The organism is Serratia sp. CY81684 (genome assembly GCF_052166595.1).
GTDB lineage: Bacteria > Pseudomonadota > Gammaproteobacteria > Enterobacterales > Enterobacteriaceae > Serratia > Serratia nematodiphila.
This window is the reverse complement of sequence record NZ_JBJNOO010000003.1, coordinates 748,237-768,340: the sequence shown is the minus strand read 5'-3', so window position 1 is coordinate 768,340 and position 20,104 is coordinate 748,237. Positions and strand designations below refer to the sequence as shown.

General features: G+C 60.5%; 14 protein-coding genes. 1 reads left to right on the top strand and 13 read right to left on the bottom strand.

From position 1 onward, the window contains the following. Positions 1-171 precede the first annotated feature (171 nt). Positions 172-399: a hypothetical protein gene (locus tag ACJ8QF_RS11470; protein WP_004935320.1), complete on the top strand. Its 228-nt coding sequence runs from the start codon at positions 172-174 to the stop codon at positions 397-399. 266 nt (positions 400-665) lie between these two features. Here ACJ8QF_RS11470 and ACJ8QF_RS11465 read toward each other — a convergent pair whose 3' ends face one another. The 13 genes from ACJ8QF_RS11465 to tssF all read right to left on the bottom strand — a co-directional run bounded on the left by ACJ8QF_RS11465 (position 666) and on the right by tssF (position 20,095). Next, entirely contained in the window at positions 666-1,019 is a 354-nt protein-coding gene (locus ACJ8QF_RS11465; protein WP_004935323.1) for a DUF6277 family protein, read from the bottom strand. Positions 1,020-1,044: 25 nt separating this feature from the next. Beyond that, complete coding sequence (tssM, locus tag ACJ8QF_RS11460) at positions 1,045-4,524, bottom strand: type VI secretion system membrane subunit TssM (protein WP_004935326.1); 3,480 nt, start codon at positions 4,522-4,524, stop codon at positions 1,045-1,047. A gap of 35 nt (positions 4,525-4,559) precedes the next feature. Beyond that, entirely contained in the window at positions 4,560-6,071 is a 1,512-nt protein-coding gene (icmH, locus tag ACJ8QF_RS11455) for a type IVB secretion system protein IcmH/DotU (protein WP_004935328.1), read from the bottom strand. Further along, positions 6,068-7,426: a type VI secretion system baseplate subunit TssK gene (tssK, locus tag ACJ8QF_RS11450; RefSeq protein ID WP_004935332.1), complete on the bottom strand. Its 1,359-nt coding sequence runs from the start codon at positions 7,424-7,426 to the stop codon at positions 6,068-6,070. The genes icmH and tssK overlap by 4 nt, the downstream gene beginning before the upstream one ends. Position 7,427: 1 nt before the next feature. Continuing rightward, entirely contained in the window at positions 7,428-7,934 is a 507-nt protein-coding gene (locus ACJ8QF_RS11445; protein WP_015378386.1) for a type VI secretion lipoprotein TssJ, read from the bottom strand. A 9-nt stretch (positions 7,935-7,943) separates the two neighbouring features. Next, on the bottom strand, positions 7,944-8,309 hold the full coding sequence (locus tag ACJ8QF_RS11440; protein ID WP_004935338.1) for a PAAR-like domain-containing protein: 366 nt from the start codon (positions 8,307-8,309) through the stop codon (positions 7,944-7,946). A 6-nt stretch (positions 8,310-8,315) separates the two neighbouring features. Further along, positions 8,316-8,930, bottom strand: a complete 615-nt coding sequence (locus ACJ8QF_RS11435; RefSeq protein ID WP_004935341.1) for a DUF3540 domain-containing protein — start codon at positions 8,928-8,930, stop codon at positions 8,316-8,318. Continuing rightward, on the bottom strand, positions 8,923-10,077 hold the full coding sequence (locus ACJ8QF_RS11430) for a pentapeptide repeat-containing protein (RefSeq protein WP_442537524.1): 1,155 nt from the start codon (positions 10,075-10,077) through the stop codon (positions 8,923-8,925). Before ACJ8QF_RS11430 ends, ACJ8QF_RS11435 begins: the two co-directional genes overlap by 8 nt. After that, entirely contained in the window at positions 10,067-12,292 is a 2,226-nt protein-coding gene (locus tag ACJ8QF_RS11425) for a DUF2169 domain-containing protein (protein ID WP_442537523.1), read from the bottom strand. Before ACJ8QF_RS11425 ends, ACJ8QF_RS11430 begins: the two co-directional genes overlap by 11 nt. A 12-nt stretch (positions 12,293-12,304) precedes the next feature. After that, positions 12,305-14,566, bottom strand: a complete 2,262-nt coding sequence (vgrG, locus tag ACJ8QF_RS11420) for a type VI secretion system tip protein VgrG (protein WP_004935351.1) — start codon at positions 14,564-14,566, stop codon at positions 12,305-12,307. 64 nt (positions 14,567-14,630) lie between these two features. Then, positions 14,631-17,216: a type VI secretion system ATPase TssH gene (gene tssH, locus ACJ8QF_RS11415; RefSeq protein ID WP_004935356.1), complete on the bottom strand. Its 2,586-nt coding sequence runs from the start codon at positions 17,214-17,216 to the stop codon at positions 14,631-14,633. Between the two features lie 16 nt (positions 17,217-17,232). Next, entirely contained in the window at positions 17,233-18,261 is a 1,029-nt protein-coding gene (tssG, locus tag ACJ8QF_RS11410) for a type VI secretion system baseplate subunit TssG (RefSeq protein WP_193160337.1), read from the bottom strand. Further along, positions 18,254-20,095 carry a type VI secretion system baseplate subunit TssF gene (gene tssF / locus ACJ8QF_RS11405; RefSeq protein WP_004935363.1) on the bottom strand — a complete coding sequence of 614 codons (1,842 nt, stop codon included), beginning with the start codon at positions 20,093-20,095 and terminating at the stop codon, positions 18,254-18,256. The genes tssG and tssF overlap by 8 nt, the downstream gene beginning before the upstream one ends. Positions 20,096-20,104: the final 9 nt, after the last annotated feature.

Here is a 20,104-nt window from a genome sequence, read left to right as displayed (position 1 = left end):
TGAGATATAAAAATCCAGGCTTCGGCAATATATAATCTAACGATGCAAAATCAATCTAACAAAAAACACAATAGTATAAAAAAACAGCGCGAGTTTTATTGAAAAAATGACCTGATTTGCAATAATGAAATGGCCTGAAGTAAAGGGCTAACTGAAAAAGGAGTTTCAATCATGAAAGAACTATCCGCAGTAGAAATTGAACAAGTTAACGGTGCTGGTTTTTTTGGTGACGTAGGCACACTGATTGGCAGTGCGGTAGGTACAGGTATTGATACCATTTCCGCGATTGCCGGTGTTAACCCGGATGCCAAAACCGTTGTCGGCACCATCGGTAAAGGTATTGGTCTGGCTGTCGATGCGCTGATTTCCAGCGGATTGCAGATCATCTCTAAACTGTAATAACAATTCATAATCATCCCTTCCTATTTTTTAATTCGCTTCATTTTAAGCACCTTCGCGGGTGCTTTTTTTTTACTTCAAAGAATCAAAAAATAGATAAGGTCAGAAAAACCAATATCCAAAAAAACAAGCTGGGTATCACTATGATGAAAAAACCCATGCGTTTATTGGCGTTTTTAAGCATCCAGTCATAGATCATCGCACCACTCCTTGTGAATACCGGGAGGCATTTCCACCTCCCGGTATTTTATCCATCGAGTTGTTGATTACAGTTTCGGCACTTTGGAAAAGAAGTCCGCCATTTCGTGCGGGAACCCTTTCGCAATCGCCGGACGAAGATCGTCCATGGAAACATTAAAATCTTTCGGCTGCTCGCCCGTTTGCATTTTTTGGTGTGCGTTCACATTCGATTGCAGACCATTAAAAATGCCCTTCATATTGCCGAACATATCATCGCAAGATTTTGTCACGTTACTCATGACCGACTTGGCCGCATCCGGCCCCGACATTTGAATATTGCTGACGCCTTGCATAAACGGTTGACTCAGCGACGATTGGGAGTTGGTGCCCAAATTGCCGCCGGCCTTCATGGTTTCTAAAATTTTGGCTGGATCTAACATGTTTATCACCTCTTTACGGTTGTGTTTACATCGCCTTCGGGCACGAGAATCCTCGCAACGCCCGTGACCAAAGTGGGAAATCTTTCATCGTCGAGCGCAATTCCAGTTTGAGCACGCCCACCACCGACGACATCGACATCGTCAGCTCTCGCCTGTCGCTGGCGAGCGGCACGGGATTGCTGGCATCGAACATCCGGAACAAGGCCCAGGGCCCGTCGAAACTGGCGACCTGGATCTGGCCGGTGCCGGTGCGGAAGGTCAGTCGAACATAGCTGCCGCCTTTCGGACCCGGCCAATCGATACGGGTAGGCTGGCTGAAACCATGGCTGTAGTTAATCACCTGCCCGTCGATATCCAGGGTCGCTTCCGTAATGGTCGGCGTCAGGGACAACGGCCTGATGAACATGGAGAAAGACAGCTTGTCGCCGGCAGTGAAGAAGGTATCGCGGATCAGGCGGGCATTTTCAAACGCGCCCAGCGTGCTGGCATTGACGATCCCCTCTGAACCCGGTTTGGCATTCCATTTCTGCGCGTTGACGTCCACATAAGGGGCCAGGTTCTCATCGAAGAACTGCTGCATCGCGCCGCTTTGGCCAAACATGCGCGAGAAGTCCTCGATGCCGACCTCCGCTCTGGCGTTGCGCGAGAACGGATAACGCCCGCTGATGCTGCTCTTGCACAAGCCGGAGGCCAGCGACGAAGCGCCTTTGCTCAGGTTCTTTTGGCTCTGCTGAATCGTCTGGCTGTCCCCGACCTGCAACAAGTCCATCATCACGCTGCGCACCGGTTCCGGCTGGCGCGCCGCATCCAGCTGCAGGCGCTTCAGCGTGCCTCCGGCGGGCACCACCTGGCCGCCGCGCAGCGAGGTGGACAAGGTGGTCAACTGGCTGTACAGCGCTTCGAAACTGCGGCTCAGCGGATCGTTGCTGGCGTTGGTGGTCTGCAACAGCTGATAGCCCAGACGGCGGAGCAGCTCGAAGCGATCTTCCACCGCGCGCTCCGGCGTGAGACGAAAACGCGCGCGCTCGCCGGAAATCTCGCCCAGGATGTCGCGCCGCTGCTGCTCGATGCGGTTGCGCTGGCGATCGAACCAGCTTGCCGCATCGCCCTGGTTGGTTCCGGTCATGCTGGTTTCGCGTGCAGCGAAGCGCACCAGATTGGCCAGCGGAGAAGAAGGGTCGGACAGTTGACGCGCCAGGATCGCCGCATCCTCAAGCCCGTTGACCGGCCGGGCGCGCACGTCGCGCATGAACGCATCCCATTTGTCGGCATACTCGATGAGGTAAAGCTTCCTCGCCTCGTCGGCCAGCTTCTGCGCCGAGGCCAGCGAGTTCACCGCGTTTTTCCCTTCCCCACTGTCGCGCAGCACCCAGGACTCTTCTTCGATCATGTCCTTGGCGGCGTCATCGAGCTGCGCCAGGAAAACGTCGCGATAGCTGGCGCGGGTATAGAACCCCGGCACGGCGGTATCGGTGACCGTCGCCTGGCTCTTGCGGCGTAGCATCAAGGAGACGTTCGGTCCGGCGGCGTCGGCCAACGAAATATCGTTGATCGCCGCCGGCAGCGGTTTCTCTTCGATGCGGCGCACCACTCGCACCTGCATCGGAATGTTCATCGCTTTCACCCGCGCCAGGCGCAGCAGATCGCCGTTCATCTTCATGACCGGCGCGTCCGGCAAAGAGAACATCTCCCGCAGATGGTAAGCAAAGATGCCTTTGTTCATGTCGGTGTAACCCTGCGGCATAAAGGTTTCCCAGCGCGCCATGAACCAGTCGACCAAGGCTTCGGCGGAGCGGTGCGAAGGTTCGCCCATCATCAGGTACACTTTCAGGGTGCCGTAGACGTCCTTGTTGGACGCCGAGACGTCATTCTTGAGTTCGTCCGCGATATAGTTTTCCACCGCCGGCCAGAAGATCTGCAGCAAATGGCGTTGGTAGGTTTTTTGCGCCGCGCTGTTGATCAGCTTGTGCTCGAAATAGGGATTCGGCACCGGCGATACTTCGCCGCCCAATTGCGCGTTCATGTAGCCCAGCTGCTCATAGGCGGAAATGACATCGTCGCTGACGCGGTTAGTCACCGGTATTTCGCGCACGATGCGCTTTGTCTCATCGAAGCGCGCCGCAATGTAGGAGATGTAATCGCTCTCCCACAGGTAACGCATCGCCAGCAGGTTAAACGAGACCGCCAACAGAATGAGTACCAGCACATAGCGGCCCAGGGAGCTCATGCGGCTGCCGAGCGGCCTGGCGTGCGAAGACTGCTGCATCACCCCGCGTTCTTGCCGGGCGTAATCCAGCTCCGGGTGATAAATGCGCCCGGTCGGGCGAGCTTCATAGATATCCGCCGCTTCCGCGTTGTAGATCGCCCCCTGCGGCGGCAAGGCGATGGTGCTGCCCAGCCAGACCTGCTGCAGATGGCAGGCGTAGCCCACCGGCGTTTGCGGGAAGATCTGCTCTAACAGGGAATACAGCGGGTTGCCCAGCGACCCCAGCGACTCGGTGAAGAACAGCAGCTGCTGGCGGTTTTGGCCGTCCGGCGCATCGTGCAACAGTTCGAGCACGTGATGGCTGACGCGCGCCACCATCTCCCGGTAGAGGGTTTCATACTGCTCGAAGGGGGTTTCTCCCTGTTCGGCGCGGTTCAGGCTGAAGCCCATGCCTTTTTGCAACAGATCGTCGCCCAGCATCGACAGGAAGGTCTCGCCGCCGACCAGTTGATCGAGGTGGCTGATGGTAAGATAGACCGGCAGCTCGCTGCGGAACCACGAGGCCATCTCCAGCAGGCGCACGCGCAGCGCGTCGGCGACCGACTTTCTCTCCGTCAGCGAGGCGTGCAGCAACCAACGCGCATCCAGACACAGCATGATGCCGTCGATGCCCGGATGGCGGCGATGGCGGCGGATCAATTTGAACAGGGTATCGCGCGCCCTGGCGCCCTCTTCCCCCAGGCCGTTCAACTGCAGCCATTCGCCGGAAGTGTCGACATACACCGAATTCTCCGCCAGCCACCAGTTGCAATCCTGGGTCGGCCCGACGTCCACCGTCTGCTGCAGGCCATAGTGCTCGGCCAGCAAGAAGCGTTCGCCGCTTTCGCCGATCAGCGAGGTTTTGCCGCTGCCCGGCGGCCCGATGACCAGAAACCACGGCTTTTCGCTGACGTAACGGCGCGTCAGGCGGTATTTGAAGCGCTGCCAGGGGGTGCGCTGCTTCGCCGTGCCGACGTACTGCAAGGTGCGCAAGGCGTCGTAAAAGCGCGAGGTCACGCGATCTCGCTGGGCGGTCTTGCGTTTGGCCGGGGCCGGCGCTCGCGCGTGGCGGAACACCCAGGATAAGAACGTCGCCACGAACGGCCACAGCGCCCAGCACAGGATCAGCGCGATGATGATGCCCCTGACCCAGACCGACAGCAGCGGCCGATAGGTGCCGATGGCGATCAACGGCCCAATCCACCACACCACCGCACACAGCAGCAAGGCAATCACCAATATGAATGATCTACGTATCATATAATTTCCTTATTATCTCTACGCCGGCGGATGTCTTAGTTATCCTCGGGGACCTCGGCGGCTACCCCTGCCTGATTTAACGTTGCAGACGGTGAAGCCATCTCCCTCTCGCCGATTTTCCAAAGGATGTCCACGCGGCGGTTGCGGCGGCGCCCTTCTTCCGTCGCGTTGTCGTCCAGCGGCTCCTGATCGCCCTTGCCGACCGAGGTCACGGTGCGGTTGTATTTACTGTTGGCCAAGGATTCGCGCAGCTTGTCGGCCACCGTCTGCGCGCGCGCCTCGGACAGTTTCAGGTTGGAGTTGTTGGAGGTGTTGCGATACGGTTTGTTGTCGGTATGCCCGATGACCTCCAGATCGCCCGGCCACGGCGCCAGCGCTTCCCCCAAACGCTCGATGTTGCGTTTCTTTTTAAACTCTTCCGACAGCTTCGACTGCCCGGTGGCGAATGCGCCGTCGGAGGTGAAGATCAACAGCCAGCCGCGCGGATCGGCGCGCACCTCCAGCCACCCTTCGCTGAGGATTTGCGGCAGCGGCTGCGGCAGCGTCTCCATGATGTTGATTTTGCGCGGCTGCGGCGGCGTCCAGGCCAAAATGGCGTTGCGCAGCGCGCGGGACTGATCGTGCAGATACCAGGCGGCCGAGGCATACGCCAGCAGCGCGATGGCCAGGCCGTAGCACAGCAGCTTCAGCGGCGTGATGCGGGTCGCCTTGCGCACCACTTTGCTCGGCTCGGCATCGGCCAGCGTCTGCGTCGGGTTCTGGCTGTACAGATAGCCGTCAAGACGGTTGCGCACATCGGCCAACAGCACCGCGCCGCGTTCCATCACGTGATATTGCCCTTCGAAGCCCAGCGACAGGATCAGATCGTAAAACGCCAGGATTTCCTTGTTGCGCGGCGAGGCGGCCAGATAGGCCTGCAGGTGCTCGAAGCACTTTTCCCCGCCCCAGGCGTCGCGATAAAACTCCACCAGCAGGCTGAGATTCAGTTCGCCGGATTCGAGCGTGCTCATGCAGCACTCATCCACGTAGGAGCACAGCAGATAGGCCAGCTTGTCCACATCGCTCGGCGCGATGTGATCCGCCAGCAGCGTCTGCTGAAATTGTTGGATCTCGCGTACGATCTGCGCGCGCACCGCGCCCGGGTTCAGCTGTTTCTGATCGCGCACCCGCTCCACCTGCAGCAGAACCGGGATGGCGGCGGCAATCAACGGGTTGTCCCAATGCCCCATCATCACACCGGGCTTGCTCAGCGCGGCGCGGCCGAACAGCCCGCTCGAGGTCGGCGCCGCCTCGGCCGGGCGCTCGCCCGGCGCGGGCTCGCTGCTTTCCGGCGCAACGCTTTCCGCTTCATAAGGCTTGGGTTCGGGGGGCGTCGCCACCCCGGCGCTTCCCGGCCGCAGCTTGGCGGCCAGCGCCCGCGCGCCGAAGGACAGCGCGGCGATCTCCGCCGTCGTTTTGCCCACCGAGCCGGACGCGGGAAGGCGCGGCGTCGCGTTGTTGCGCGTTACCGCCATCGCCTCGCGTATTTTTCTCTCGAATTCGTTCATCCCACCCTCCCTTGCCTTAATCCCCAGACGTCAAAACGCAGGTCGGGGAAATCACCCACGATGCTGAGCGCCATCGCCGAGCCGGCCATCATTTCCTTATAAATCGGGTCGGCATGATCAACCTCGAAATAGATGCTGTTCGGGTAATACGGTATGTGCCGCGGCGGCGAAGCCATCGGCAACAAGCGAGCGCCCGGTAATTGCAGATCGATCAGCTGAATGATTTTCTCGACCGGCCCCAGTTTGACCTGCGCGGGGAAATACGAGCGCAGATGCTCGATGGACAAACCGCAGCTGACGGCGAACACCAGTTTTTCCAGGCGCAGCTGCGAGTCGTTCGGGCACAGATAAATGCTGTCGCCGCGATCGACAAACGGCAACGCCACCGCCGGCGCTTCGATCACCAGCGACAGCGCGCGGCGAATCGAGGCGAACAGCTGGAAGTAGCAGTTGTGCGGTTCATCGTGCAGATACACCAAATCGGCCCGATCCCAGAGGCGTTCGCCGCCGGGAATGATGCTGAGCCGCCCCAGCAGGCTCAGCAACGTGTCGAACAGGGTTTCAGGATGCACCTGCGGGCTGGCCAGCAGTTGGCTGATGCGCAAATTGAACTCGCTCAAGGTTTGCAGCAACAGCAGTTCCAGCAGCTCGGAAAGCCCGCCGATCGTCATATGCACGTCCGGGCGGAAAACCGACTCCAGACGCTGGCTGATCAGCCCAAGCAATTCGGTGGTGAACGCGGGCAGCCAGCCGATGGCGCGGAAATCCAGCATCGGCGGCAAGGCGCGCTCATCCAGCAGCACCCGACGATCGCTGGTCAGCTCGCGCACGAAACCGACCGGCAGCACGCTTTCCGCGCTGCTGACCGCGTCCTCCAGGCTTAGCCGCGTCACCAGGCTGCCCAGTTGCATCGTGCACACGCGCGGCGTTCCCTCCAGGCTGACGCCGTGGTTGCGATCCGGCACCTCGGCGTCCATGGTGCGAAAACGGCTGCTTTTTCGCGCATCCTGGATAAGATCGATCTGGGCGTTGCCGGCGATGTCCATCAGCACGGACAGGCACACCACTTTCCCCTGGCAGCCTTCTCCCAGCACCAGCGGCGGCGGCAGCGGTATATCCTCAGGCATGCTGAACGCCGTGCCGTCGGGGAAAACGCCCTTGGCTTTCTTCAGCGCAAACTTGCCCTGTTCCAATAGCCCGTTGTCGATCTCCAGCGTCAGGAACCCCCAGGTGAAGGTTTCGACGCTGCGCAAGCGCGCTTCAATCAAGTGCTCGAAAAAACGTTCCTGCTGCTGGAAATGCTGCGGTTCCATCAACATGCCTTCTACCCAGGCGACGCGTTGTTTAGGTAACATGTCATTCATCCATTTTGTCGTTAGTCACTATGCTGAGTGACGTCATCCCCACCATCACCTTCATTTGCGAATCAGCCTGCGCAGGGGACTTTTGCTCGGCGAGCGGCAACACGCCGCTGATTTGCTGAAACTCCGCCCCGACGACGACCCATCGCTCTTGCCCCGCCGGCACCTCGAAGCGATAACGCAACGTCTCCCTCGGTTGCAAAATGCTCTGGTGCCGGCTCAGCGCCCCTTCCGACGGCGCCGTCTCGCGGCAAGGAGCACCGTCGCCAATCCCCTCGGGCATCCACCCCGAGCGATTGGTTTCTATCACGCACACCTTGACCGGCTGCGCCTCCCCGGCGGCATTCGGGTTCACGTTGTCGTTGGCGGTCACTTCGACGTCGATAAACCGCAACCGGCGCCCCGCATCCGCTGCCTCATCGTGAGAAAACCAGCTGCATCCGCCGAGCATCCCCACCGCCAACAGTCCCCCTGTCGCCATCCCCCGGAGCGTTTTCACCATGCTAAACTCCTATGCATTAACGAAACATTTGGTCTGGCTGGGCGCGACCTGAGTGGCAACCATGTTGTTATTGTTCGTCGTGCTGGAATCGCCTAGCCGCGTGACCGGCATGCCGCCGGTGAAATACTTGCCCGATCCCTGCACCGGCTGCATCTGGGCCGAATGCGTCCCGGAGGCGGCGCCGATCACCCCGCCCGAATCGACGGTGGCCGCGCGAATGCTGCCGAGGTTCTGTTCATTGCCGCCGCAAAGGAAACAGTTAGGCACGTTCGGTATGCCGGTGTTGTTGGGCGCGGTGTTCGGGCCTGGCACCGGTATCATCGGGTCACAGCCGGCAAAGCTGATCCCGGCCATGTTGTTATTGGCTGCAGTCATGGTGGTTTACCCCATATGTATCTGGCCGCCGTCGATCTTCAGCACCGCCGAAGACTTCAGAGAACCAATTTCACTGTTGATGACGAGGGATTGCCGCGCATCCTGAATGATGTGCTTCGCCAGCACCTCGTCGGTTTCCTCCACCCGCCGGCTCGCGTGCTTGCTGCGCACAAACAGGCGTTGAGAGATTTGGTGCAGCGTTTCGGCCACCCAACGGCTGCTGCGCGTCAGCAGCGTGAAGTGCGGGCTGCGCAGCGTCAGCCGCTTGCCGCCCTGCAGCTCGATCTCCGGCGCCACGATGCGCAAGTTGGCGCAGCGGCTGTCCAGCGTCATGACGGCGTTCGCCTGTTGCCGCGACAAGATCTCGGTAATGACCAACTTGTCGCCGTCGGCGATGACGCAAACGCGATCGCCCGCCAGCGGCTGAACCAGGCAGCTGGTGGCGACCGCCAGACAATGGGCGCGCATGCCGTCGACATACAGACTGCCGTTGGCGTCGGCCGCCAGCGTCACCACCTTGCGCCCCCCTTGTTCGGGAAGCGGAGCGCTGCGCACCAACTGCAAAGGCGTCACCCTGGCGTTGGCATAGACCTTCTGATGCTCTCTTCTGGATTTATACATATCTGCTTACTCCTGTTGGCCGTTGATACGACGGTTGCCGCGGCCCCGGTTGTTGATGCGCATACCAGGCGTCGATCGCACTCAAGAACGGATCGGCGGTAAGCGGCACGTTTTCGGCGCGATGACGCTGCGCGCCATGCAGGCGAGCACTCTGTTGCTGAGCGGCGGTCAACGGCTGTTCGATCAGGTTCGCTTCCCGCAGTTCGGCCTGCTCAAGATTGGCTAACGCCAGATCGCACGCCCTGAATTCCGCTTGCGGCAAGATGGCGCGCCCCCAGTTGGCGCCATTCATCGCGCATTCGCTGAACCGGGCCTTCTGCCCCTGCGCCAGGGTCAGCGTCGCGCGTTCGAAATCGCAGCGCTGTACCTGCGCTTCGGCGAAGATCGCCGAGGTCAGATTGCTGTCGGCGAACGAACACCCCTCCAGCTCGCTGCGGTGAAAACTGGCGCCCTGCAGCTGTAGCTGCGCCAAAGTGCAGCCCGACAGGCGGCAGGTGAACCAGATGCGCGCCTGCCCCGCGATCGTCTGCCAGCTGCACGTCTCCAGCTGACAACTGCCCATCACCTGACGATCCAGGGTCGACGCCTGCCACAGGCACTGCGTGAGTTGGCAGGCGTACCAGTTGGCGTCCTGTATCACGTCCTGGTGAAACATCAGGTTGGTCAGGGTGCTGGACTGCACCGCCAGATGCCCCAGGCTGCTGCGTTCAATTTCCGCGCCGTTGACCTCGCACCGGATCAAACCGCAGTCATCCAGCAGACAATCGCCGACGTAACACCCCTGCAGCGCGGTGTCGTTACACGCCAAATTGCACAGCAGCCCCTGTTGCAGCGTCAGGTTGTCAAACCGGCATTCGTTGAACGACAGGCGCATCAGGCTGCCACCGACCACGTTGACCTGCTGCAGGGTGCAGCCCTCAAAGCGCACCGCCCGCAAATCACAACCTTCAAACGTGACGCGTTCGAAATGACAGTCGATGAAAAAGCAGTCGCTCAGCGTCAACCCTTTCAGTTCGCGATCGTGGAACCGGCGTTTCTTGAAGATCCGCGGCATGGGCGGCGTCTGCGCCACCGCCTGGGCGACCTCCAGTTCGATCGCCTCTCGGTCAGGCAGCGCCTGTTGGATCACGCGGCTTTCAGTTTTCATGCGCATAGTCCCCATGAATGATTCTGCGCGGCACCCAACACGCGCGCTCCAGCAGACAACCGCTGAACCGCGTGCCGGCGTCCTGCCAGGTCATCGCCAGATGCGCCGCCGCCAGATTGCACTGGTCAAATGCCGCATCGCGCAGATCGGCGTTATAAAACAGGCCTTGCTGAGCGCTGCTGTTTTGCCAACGTGAGTGCGTCAACAGGCTGTCTTTAAACCGCACGCCGGCCAGATCGCAGCCGGCGATCGCGCAGGCAGTCAGATCGGCCTCGTCAAAGTTGCATTCGGTGAAAACGCTGTATAGCAGTTGGCACCTCTCCATACGCGCCGCTTTCAATCCCACTTTGGTGAAACAGCTATCGCTGAACACGGCGTGGGAAAAGTTCGCCTGCATGCCCGCCGTCAGGCTCTCGACGCGGCAACGTTCGAACCGCACGCCGCGCCAGTTGCCGCCAAGGAACGAGTTTTTGGTGAGCGTCATCTCCAGCGCAACCGCCTCTTCGGCGAGGCAGCGGTTAAACACGCACGCGTCCAGCTCGCCTTGCAGAAACTGCGCGCGGATCAGCGTCGCGCCATTAAACATGCCGTTGCCGATCGCCGCGTGTTCAAAGCGGCTCGCGGTGAAATCGCCCCGCTCGAAAACGCAGTTATCCAGCTTCACGTGGTCGGCGCGCAGGCCTTGCCCCTGAGGCTCCGCCAGCGTCACCCGTTCGAAGACCGCCTCTTGCCACACGCTTTCCGCCAGCAACGGCTTTTGCAGCGTGCACGAGATCATGCGGATCTGGCGCAGCGCCGCCTGCGTCAGGTTGACCGCATCAAAAACGCAGTTTTCGAAGGTGCAGTTCTCAAAAGAAGCCTGCGAGAAATCGCAGCGCTCAAAGCGGCACTGCAGAAAATGCCTGCCCGACAGCGCCTCGCAGCGCAAACCGCTGAAGGTCTTCCCTTCCACGGTCGCGCTATCGGGGAAAAACGCGTCATTGCCGTCTTCGGCGGGAAGAGCCGGCAAATCGGGCAGCGTCACGGAAGCCGGCTCCGCCGCCGTTTGTTGCTGGTGCAAGGCGATCGCCTCGCGGATGCGTCGATAGAACACGGCGGAATCGCCCAGAGAGGTGGGCGACGGATCGTAACGCAAGTCGCTGGGGTGATCCGACACCGCCTGGATGACGTTCAACCCCATCTCCGCCGGCATCAGATCCGGATCGAACAGAAACTCAAAGGGCGAGGCGTCATCGTCGCTGCGCTTGCGGAATACCTGTTGGAAATAGTCGAACGAGCGCGGCGCATCGCAGCGATCCAACGCCAGCATGACGGACTCGATGGACTCGTCCAGCAGATGCGTCAACGGCGCATTGCCGGTGAAGATAAGCAAAGCGATGTCGCTGTCGGGCAGGAACCACAGCGTTTTGCGCTGCAGCTCGATTTCCTCGAGGCTGTCGCTATCGTGACGGCGGATGAACGCCCGTCCGCGCACCGCCGGCAGCTCGCCGCGAATCGCCTCGCTTTGCGCGCCGACGCCCTGCAGCTCGAAGGGCACCCGATCCGGCCACGCCGCTTCCGGCAACCACTGCGCCGGCGGCGCCATCTGGAAATAACGCCGATCGATATTGGCCGGCAGCCCGGGGAATGCCGTCTCGAGATAGGCTTTGCCGGCGATCTGGCCCGCCACCTTATCGATGTGCGTCTTGCGCAGCGCAAACTCGTGCGGCACCGGCGCCGGCGCCGCCAGCGGAGAGCGCTCCTGCGCGGTCCCCTCGGCGGACAGCGTCATCAGCAGCGGCCGCAGCCCGTCATTGCAGCCGCGGCCAAACGGGTTCTCCTTGTTGTCTTTGCCGCCCCAGGCGGAGGTGTGATCCAGCGGCACGCTGAGGAAGGGTTCCACCTCCATCGCACCGCGCCGTCCCTCGCCCTCGACCCGCCAACGGCGCTTCAGCCCGCCGATGTCGGCGCTGACATTCAGCGTTTTCACCGGCTGACCGATGCCGGCATGGCCGGCGATCAGGTATTCGGCGAACGGCTTCGGCTCGGCAACATCCAATATCGGCAGGCTGAGCGGCACGCGCTTCCACGCCTCCCAGATTTCGGCTTCGTTCACGAAGTGTTCAGGCCGGGACAGGTAGCACCCGGCCACGACGCTGATGCCGAGCCGGCTGTCTGTCCCGATCTGGTAACTTCCTTTAATCGCCACCAATTGCTGTGGCCGTATGATTCTCATTGCCGCGCCTCGTTAGTTTTTGCTTTGCATCCCGACTTTTTTCAAATCGACGCCGGTCTCGGACAGTGACGCGCCGGTATAGCTGATCGACACCCCTGTCGTGCTGGTGCTGCTGCCGGTATTGCTGACGCTGCTGCCGGTATTGCTGACGCTGCTGCCGGTGCTGCTGACGCTGCTGCCGGTGGTGCCGACGCTGCTGCCGGTGGTGCTCACGCTGCTGCCGGTGGTGCTGATGCTGCAGCCGGTGGTGCTGGTCGACGATCCGGTGGTGCTGATGCTGCAGCCGGTGGTGCTGGTCGACGATCCGGTGGTGCTGACGCTGACGCCGGTAAAGCTGGTGCTGCTGCCGGTCTGGCTGGTGCTGACCGTGGTGTAGCTGTTGCTTTCGCCGGTCATGCTGTTGCTGATACTGGTGAAGGAGTTGCTTTCGCCGGTCATCGAGTTCGACACGCCGGTGCAGCTGGTGCTCTGCCCGGTGAACGAGGTGCTCAGCCCGGTGAACGAAGTGCTCACGCCGGTAAATGACGTGCTCACGCCGGTGAACGAGGTGCTGACGCCGGTGAACGAGGTGCTCACGCCGGTGGCGGTGAGGCTGACGCCGGTCATCGACGCGCTGACGCCTTTAATCGAGGCGTCAAACCCGGTAATGCTGAAGACGTAATCCTTGTAAGAGACGTGGTTGGTGAACCAGTCCGTAAAGGTGCGGCGGATGATGTCGAACTTGTCCATTCCCACCTCGGTGGCCTGGTTGCGCTCCACCGTGGTTTGCAGATCGCGTTCGGCATGCAGCATGACGCGTTCGTTGTTGCGGTTGTCATCGAAGGTCAACTGGCTGGCATGCTGCGGCTTGCCGAAGCGCAGCGAACGCGACACCATGCCCGAGTAGTTGATGTATTCAGGCAACTGATAAGGCGGCGGGTTGTCGCCGTTATACACAATCCCGGTCACCATCGGACGATCGAGATCGCCGTCGACATAGGTCACCAGCACTTCCTGACCGACGCGCGGCATGGCGATCACGCCCCAGCCTTTCCCCGCCCAGGCCTGCACCACGCGGATCCAGCAAGAGCTGTCTTCCTCGGTGGTTTTGTAGCGATCCCAGTGGAAATGCACGCGGATGCGCGCAAATTTGTCGGTATGCACTTCGGAGTTGGGCGCGCCGACCACGGTGGCGCTCTGGATGCCCGGCATTTGAGGTTTTGGCGTTTCGCGCAGCGGGCGGAACGGCACGTCGTCGTTCAACGCATTGAAACGGCAGGTGACGTTGCGGCCGTCGCTGCTGCTGTCCGGGCCGTCTTGCACGAACACATAGTCGCAACGGGTCAGTTTGAAGCGGCGGTTGCGGTTGGCGTCCGGGTGCAAAATCAAGGAGAAATCCTTGCCGGCCATCAGCCCGACGGCGTTGCTCTCGCCAAACAGCAGATGGCCGTCGCTTTGCATTTCTTCAAGGCGCAGCCGCGCCAGGTTTTCACCGCGTTCGGTATCCACATAACCCGCCGCGTAGTCGTACCACTCCAGCGGGGTGTTCTGCAGGCCGAGGCGGCTTTCTTCCACCTTGGTTTGCAGGTTCTTGCGCGGGTTCTGGAAGTCAAAGTCGCGCAGCACGATTTCATTCGGGCGCACTTTGCGGGAGCGCTGGATGCGCTGGATCCCTTCACGGATGGCGCGGTTTTCTTCGCTGTCCGGCATGAACGGCAACACGGCGTAACCGAAATCCAGATCGTCGAAATTCTGCCGGTCGGTGATCACCAGCGTGTGCTTATCCTCGGCGTGATCGAAGTAATACCAGATGCCTTCGTCTTCCAGCAGGCGGCTGATAAACGCGAAATCCGTTTCGGAAAACTGCACGCAATATTCACGCGTCGGATAAGTGCCTTGAATATCCAGACGGTAGTCGGCAAAACCGTAGCGCGAGAAGATTTGCTCGATGATGTCGAGCACGTTCAAATCCTGGAAAATGCGGCTGTTGCGGTTCTGCATCAAAAACCACAGCCAGGTGCTCAGCTCCAGCTTATAAACGAACTTATCCTGATGCTGCCCTGAATCGGAAGCGCCGATCACGTAAGCGTAAAACGGCCGCGCGCCGAAATCCGGCCTTTCTATTTGAATGCTGATCCCTTGACCCAGCAGAGATTCATAATCAACGTCCGCCTGTTCACATTCGAATTCGAGCGTATATTGCGAGTTGCTCGACAACCCTTCTTTGGTGGTGAAGCTGAGTGGAAACGCATTTAATTCGGCTAACACCGGGTTATCAATTTCGATTAAAGGCATAACAACCTCTCTGATCCGATATCGAACCCCGCCCCGCGTTTACGGGCCGGCGGCAAATTAAAAATCAGTCGAAATAAACACTTAAACTATCGTTCTCGACCATGAGTTGGATATTCTGCAGTTCCTTTCCCGTCCGTTTGCGCTGCAGCACTTCATTGCTGATGGGCGGCAAAATCGCCTGCTGCAGCAGCGACTCGACCGCTCTGCCGCGCGAAGGATGGGCGCTGATGCGTTTGGCTATCCAGCCTGGAATGTCGCCTTCCAGCACCAGCGACACGCCCACTTCTTTGTGCAAACGCTGTTGTAAACGCGAAATCTGTTTGGTGGCGATATGGGTTATCGCTTCGGTAGAAAGCGGCACGTAGGGAATGACGTTCATGCGCGCCAACAGCGCCGCCGGGAAGAAGCGCGCCAGCACGTCGTGCAGCATCGGCCGCAGCGCTTCGGTTTTCAGATCCGGCGTTTCCGCCAGCGTCGCTTCTATTTCGCCGGCGCCGATATTGCTCGTCATTAAAATGAAACACTGGCGGAAGCTGATCATGCGGCCTTCACCGTCTTCCATCACGCCCTTGTCGAAGACTTGATAAAACGCCTCGTGGATATCGGGATGCGCCTTGTCGAATTCGTCGAGCAAGACGATGGAATAAGGTTTGCGGCGCACCGCCTCGGTCAACTTGCCGCCCTTGCCGTAGCCGACATAGCCCGGCGGCGCCCCTTTCAGGGTGGAAACGGTATGCGATTCCTGAAACTCGCTCATATTGAAGACGATCAGGTTATGCGCGCCGCCGTACATCGCCTCCGCCAGCGCAAACGCGGTCTCCGTTTTGCCAACGCCGCTCGGGCCGGACAGCATGAAAACGCCCAATGGCCGATCGTGCGCCTGAATGCCGGCGCGGGAGATGCGCACCGCCTGCGCGATTTCATCGATCGCCGTCTGCTGGCCGAATATCTGGCGGCTCAGCAGTTGATTGAGATTGAGCGCATTGTCCAGATCGCTTTGCAGCATGCGGCCGGTGGGGATGCCGGTCCAATCCGACAACACCTCCGCCACGACGCGGTCATCCACCCACGGATACACCAACGGCAGGCCGCCGTCTTGCAAGGCTCCCAGCTCGGAGGCCAACTGCGGCAAGCGCTCCGGCGACTGCCGCTCCGCGTCGAGCAAGGTGGTGACCGCCTGTTGCTCCTGCGCCTGCCGCTGACGCAGCGCAGCCAGTTCGCCTTCCATGTCGCTGAGGGTCTGCTGCAATTCAGTGATGCGGCTGAGCGCCAGATCGTCGAATTTGCTTTCCTCCTGCAGGCCGTTCATTTCGGTGCGCTTCACCGCCAACCCGGCCTCGAGCGACTCGATTTTTTCAGGCAGCGCATGCTGGCTCAGCGCCACCCGCGCGCAGGCGGTGTCCAGCAAGCTGATGGCTTTGTCCGGCAGTTGCCGCGACGGCAGATGGCGCAGCGACAAATGCACCGCCGCCTGCAGCGCCGACTCGCGGATCTTGACGCTGTGGTGCTGCGCAAAATGCGGGGCGATGGCGCGCATCATGTTCACCGCATTCTCTTCGTCGGGTTCAGAAACCAACACGTACTGGAAACGGCGCGTCAGCGCGGCGTCCGGCTCGATAAACTGTTTGTATTCCGACCAGGTGGTCGCCGCCACCATGCGCAGCGCCCCCCTGGCCAGCATCGGTTTCAACAGGTTGACGGCGTCGCCGGTGCCGGCCTGCCCGCCGGCGCCCACCAGCGTATGCGCCTCGTCGCAAAACAGGATCACCGGCACCGCCGAATGCGCGATGGCGTCGATCAGCGCTTTCAGGCGCGATTCGAATTCGCCCCTCATGCTCGCCCCGGCCTGCATGCGCCCCAGATCCAAAGACAGCAGCCGGGCGCCCTGCAGCAGCGGCGGCACCTGCCCCTGGGCTATCTTGCAGGCCAGCGCTTCCGCCACCGCCGTTTTGCCGACCCCGGCTTCGCCCACCAAAATCGGGTTGTTCTGCCGGCGACGCAGCAAGATGTCGATCACCTGGCGCAGCTCCGCTTCGCGGCCAATCACCGGGTCGATTTCACCGTCGCGCGCCTGGCGGGTCAGATCGGCGCACCATTTATCGAGAATATCGACCGTCTCGGACGCCTCCGGCGCATCGCCGTGGGCGCTGTAGACCTCTTCTTCCTCTTCCTCATGCTCGACGGACTCCGCCAGAATCGCCGGATAATCGTCGAACAGCTGCGGGATCGGCAGTTTTTTGAACTCGTCGCTCAGCCGGTACAGGCTGCGCTGCAACGTGGGATCCTGCAGAATGCCGACCAGGATATGAATGGTGCGCACCCCGCCGGACGGCGTTTCGGCGAGCTGGCTCATCAGCAGCCCTCTTTCCACCACCGTTTCCAGTTGCGTCGACAGATCCACCACCGCATTCGTGCGGTTAGGCAAGGTATGAAGAATGCGATCCAACGCATCGCTGATGCGCTGACTGTTGATGGCGTAGTGCGCCAGGATCAGCGGCAGGTCGCCGCGCTCCTTGTCCACCAGGACTTTCAGCCAGTGTTCCAGCTCCACGTATTCGTGCCTGAAGGTTCGGCACAGCTTGGTCGCTTCGACGAACGACTGATAGGCAAAGTGGCCCAATCGCGAAAAAAGACGTTCTCGTTGATACACCTTAAATTTCCTTATATTAAGTTGTTGATTGATAAACCAGCTGCCTAAACGTCCCTGTCTTAGGTTTCAGCCAGCTGTCTTTACTCAGCGACTTGCCGCCCAGCTGCGCCGCCATGCCCGGCTCCGTGGCGATCAGCAGGCTGACATCCAGCATCAGCTGATGGCTCGTAAAGTCATGACAGATGCTCACCAGCGCCTGCAGCCGCCGGCTGCCGCGCTGATACTGCTGATACTGCGGGGCCCCCAGCGGGCCGATCTGAATATGCGCGCCGTACTGGGCATCGAAAAAGCGGCTGCCGATGCGCGTGCTGCCCAACTTGCCCAGCTTTTGGCTGCCGCTTTGCTTGCCGTCGTCGATCCACTTGGCGTAGCGCGGCGTAATCGTGATGGGAACGGCGAAATAGGCCGCCAACATCTTGTTGAGCTGCCGCAGCGAGCGGCGACCGGGCAGATAAGTGCCGGGGTACGCCTCGCGCAGGCGCTGGATATGCGGGTTCACCGTCAGCGCCGTATCGACGCCCACCGTCTGGCGCAAATGGCGCAAGAACGGGTTCTTGTCATCGTCATGCTCATGGCCGATCATCGCCTTCAGCTGCGCCCAGGCCCGGTAGTGCAATACGGCGAAGCGCTGGCTGACGATGCCGACGAACTGCTGGAACGCCTGGTTGCGTCTGGCGATGACTTCGGTGCGCGCGTGCTCGGTCACATGGATCGGCAGCGGGCCGTAGGGGGCGAACATGCCGAAATGCCGCGCCTGAATCAGCACTTGCTTAGGGCGCTGCACGATAGAGGCGATTTCACGCGAAGCGAACGCCATATCCGCCGGCTGGGTAATGCAGAGCCTTTCGCGGCTGCGATCGTTGGAGACGCCGAGCCGCGGCGCATCCGGCTGCGCGCGTTCGATACGCCGCAGCAGCTCGAAAAAATCCTGTCGATTGGACAGCCCGCGGATTTCGGCCTGGCCCGCGCTTTCGCTTTGCGCCCCCTGCGTCGGCGCCTGTTCCAACGAGAGCGCCGTTTCACGCATCAACGACATATCAGCCATAGTAGAGCGCCCCCCAGTCGGCGTGGGTTTCCCCATCCAGCAACAGCTTCATGCTTAACGTTTGGTTCAGGTCGCCGTATTGGCTCAACGCGTGGTGCAATATTTTGCCGAACAGATAGGCGCCGTGGTCGGCATGATGGTTGGCGCTTAAGTTGACGGCGATCTCGGCTCCGCGGATCCAGGCCAGCGGCCCCGGCCCCTGATTGCGTTCGAAGTGGTGCTCCACCCAGGCGTTTTTGATGCTGGCGATGCGCTTGCGCTGGCTGGAGTCATCCTGATGGCAGAACAACGACAGCCAGTCGCGCAACAGCGCCGAACAATCCTGAACGTCGGGGCGCGCATGGCGCAGAGGATTGGAGGCCAGCATCTGAATCGCCTGCCACGCCTGGCTGATGTTCGGCACCGCGACCGGGTTGCTCGGGTAGCGGACGATCTCCACCTGGTGGATCGGCATCGCCGTTTCCAGCTGGAAATGCGGCTGCTGAAGGTGCGCCGGCACCAGATGCCGTTCGCAGACCAGCGCCTCGACGCTGAGCGACGTGATGTCGTCGATGTCGATGCCGCTTTTGCCCGGCGAGATGGCGATGAAGGTATCTTCGTTGGGCAGGTGCGGATTATTGTACTTGGAGGGCGACGGCTCCCGGCGACGGTGCAGCGTATAACCGGCCGGCTCCCGCTCGCAGTCGTACTGCACGTCGGCCTGCAGCGAAGAGAAAATCACCGGGTTGCCGTCGGGCAGCATGCCTTTCACCTGTTTTACGCTGTGTATCTCATACAGCGAGGTGTTCAAACGATCGACCACCAGCTGGTGCTCCGTGCGCTCATCCGTCAGCAGCACCGGCGAGCAATGGCGGCGATACAGGTTGATGACTGGGGTCGCGAAAAGATGAAAATCCCTGGCGTTGACGCGACCGATCAGAGTGAGTGGGCGTTGCTCCAGCGCGAACAAGATCTCGAACTCGTGAACGCGTTCACATTGGCGCAGAAAATCCTGCACGCCATGCAGCTCCAGGCTAAAGAAGCGGCTTGGCGCGGCGAAGTATTCGCGCATCAGCCGGTTGCCGGGCAATTCCCCCACCACGGTGGGCAACAAGGCTTCTTCATCGCTGACGCCGCCCAGGCGCAAGCTGTCCGGCGGCAAGACTTTGACGATTGGCCGGTCGTCGCTTTTCGCCCATAGCACGATGCGCAAGGTGCGATTAAGCAACGCGGCCAGCAGTTGATTGGCCCGCACCGTATCTTCCGCCAGCGTCAGGTGCAGCGGCTCGAGATCCAGCTCCGAGACGGGAAGCACGCCGTGCGTCGTCAGGCATATCCTGACGTAGGCCGAGCAATCCTGCATGTGTCGGGCGGCGCCGTCAGGCAAATGGTGCGGCGGCAAAATCTCGCATTCCGCCAGTGAAATCTCAACCGGCTGCACTTTAATATGCCGCGCCGTGGTGAATGTGGCGGGTTTGTTGTTCAGCGAGATATCGTTGAGGGTCATGCGGCTCCCGCGCGGCAGGTCAACCTGGCTGTGCCACTGGGGAAAAGAGAGATCGGGCTTAATCGCGACGGTGGCGATCGCGGGAACCGGCGTATACCACAGCGGCGCCAGGCGTGAGAGCATTTGCAGGGCAAATTCCGGCTGCTCATTGTTCAGCTTTTCCTGGATGCGGGTGCAAAGGAACGCGGAGCCCTCCAACAGACGCTCAACGAAAGGATCCAGCACGCCGTCGATATGCATGCCTAAATGCTGGGCGACCTGGGGATGAGAAGAGGCGAACTGACGACCGGCCTCGCGAAAATAACGCAGCTCATCATTATATAATTGGAGAAAGCGCTCACTGAACATAGTCACCCC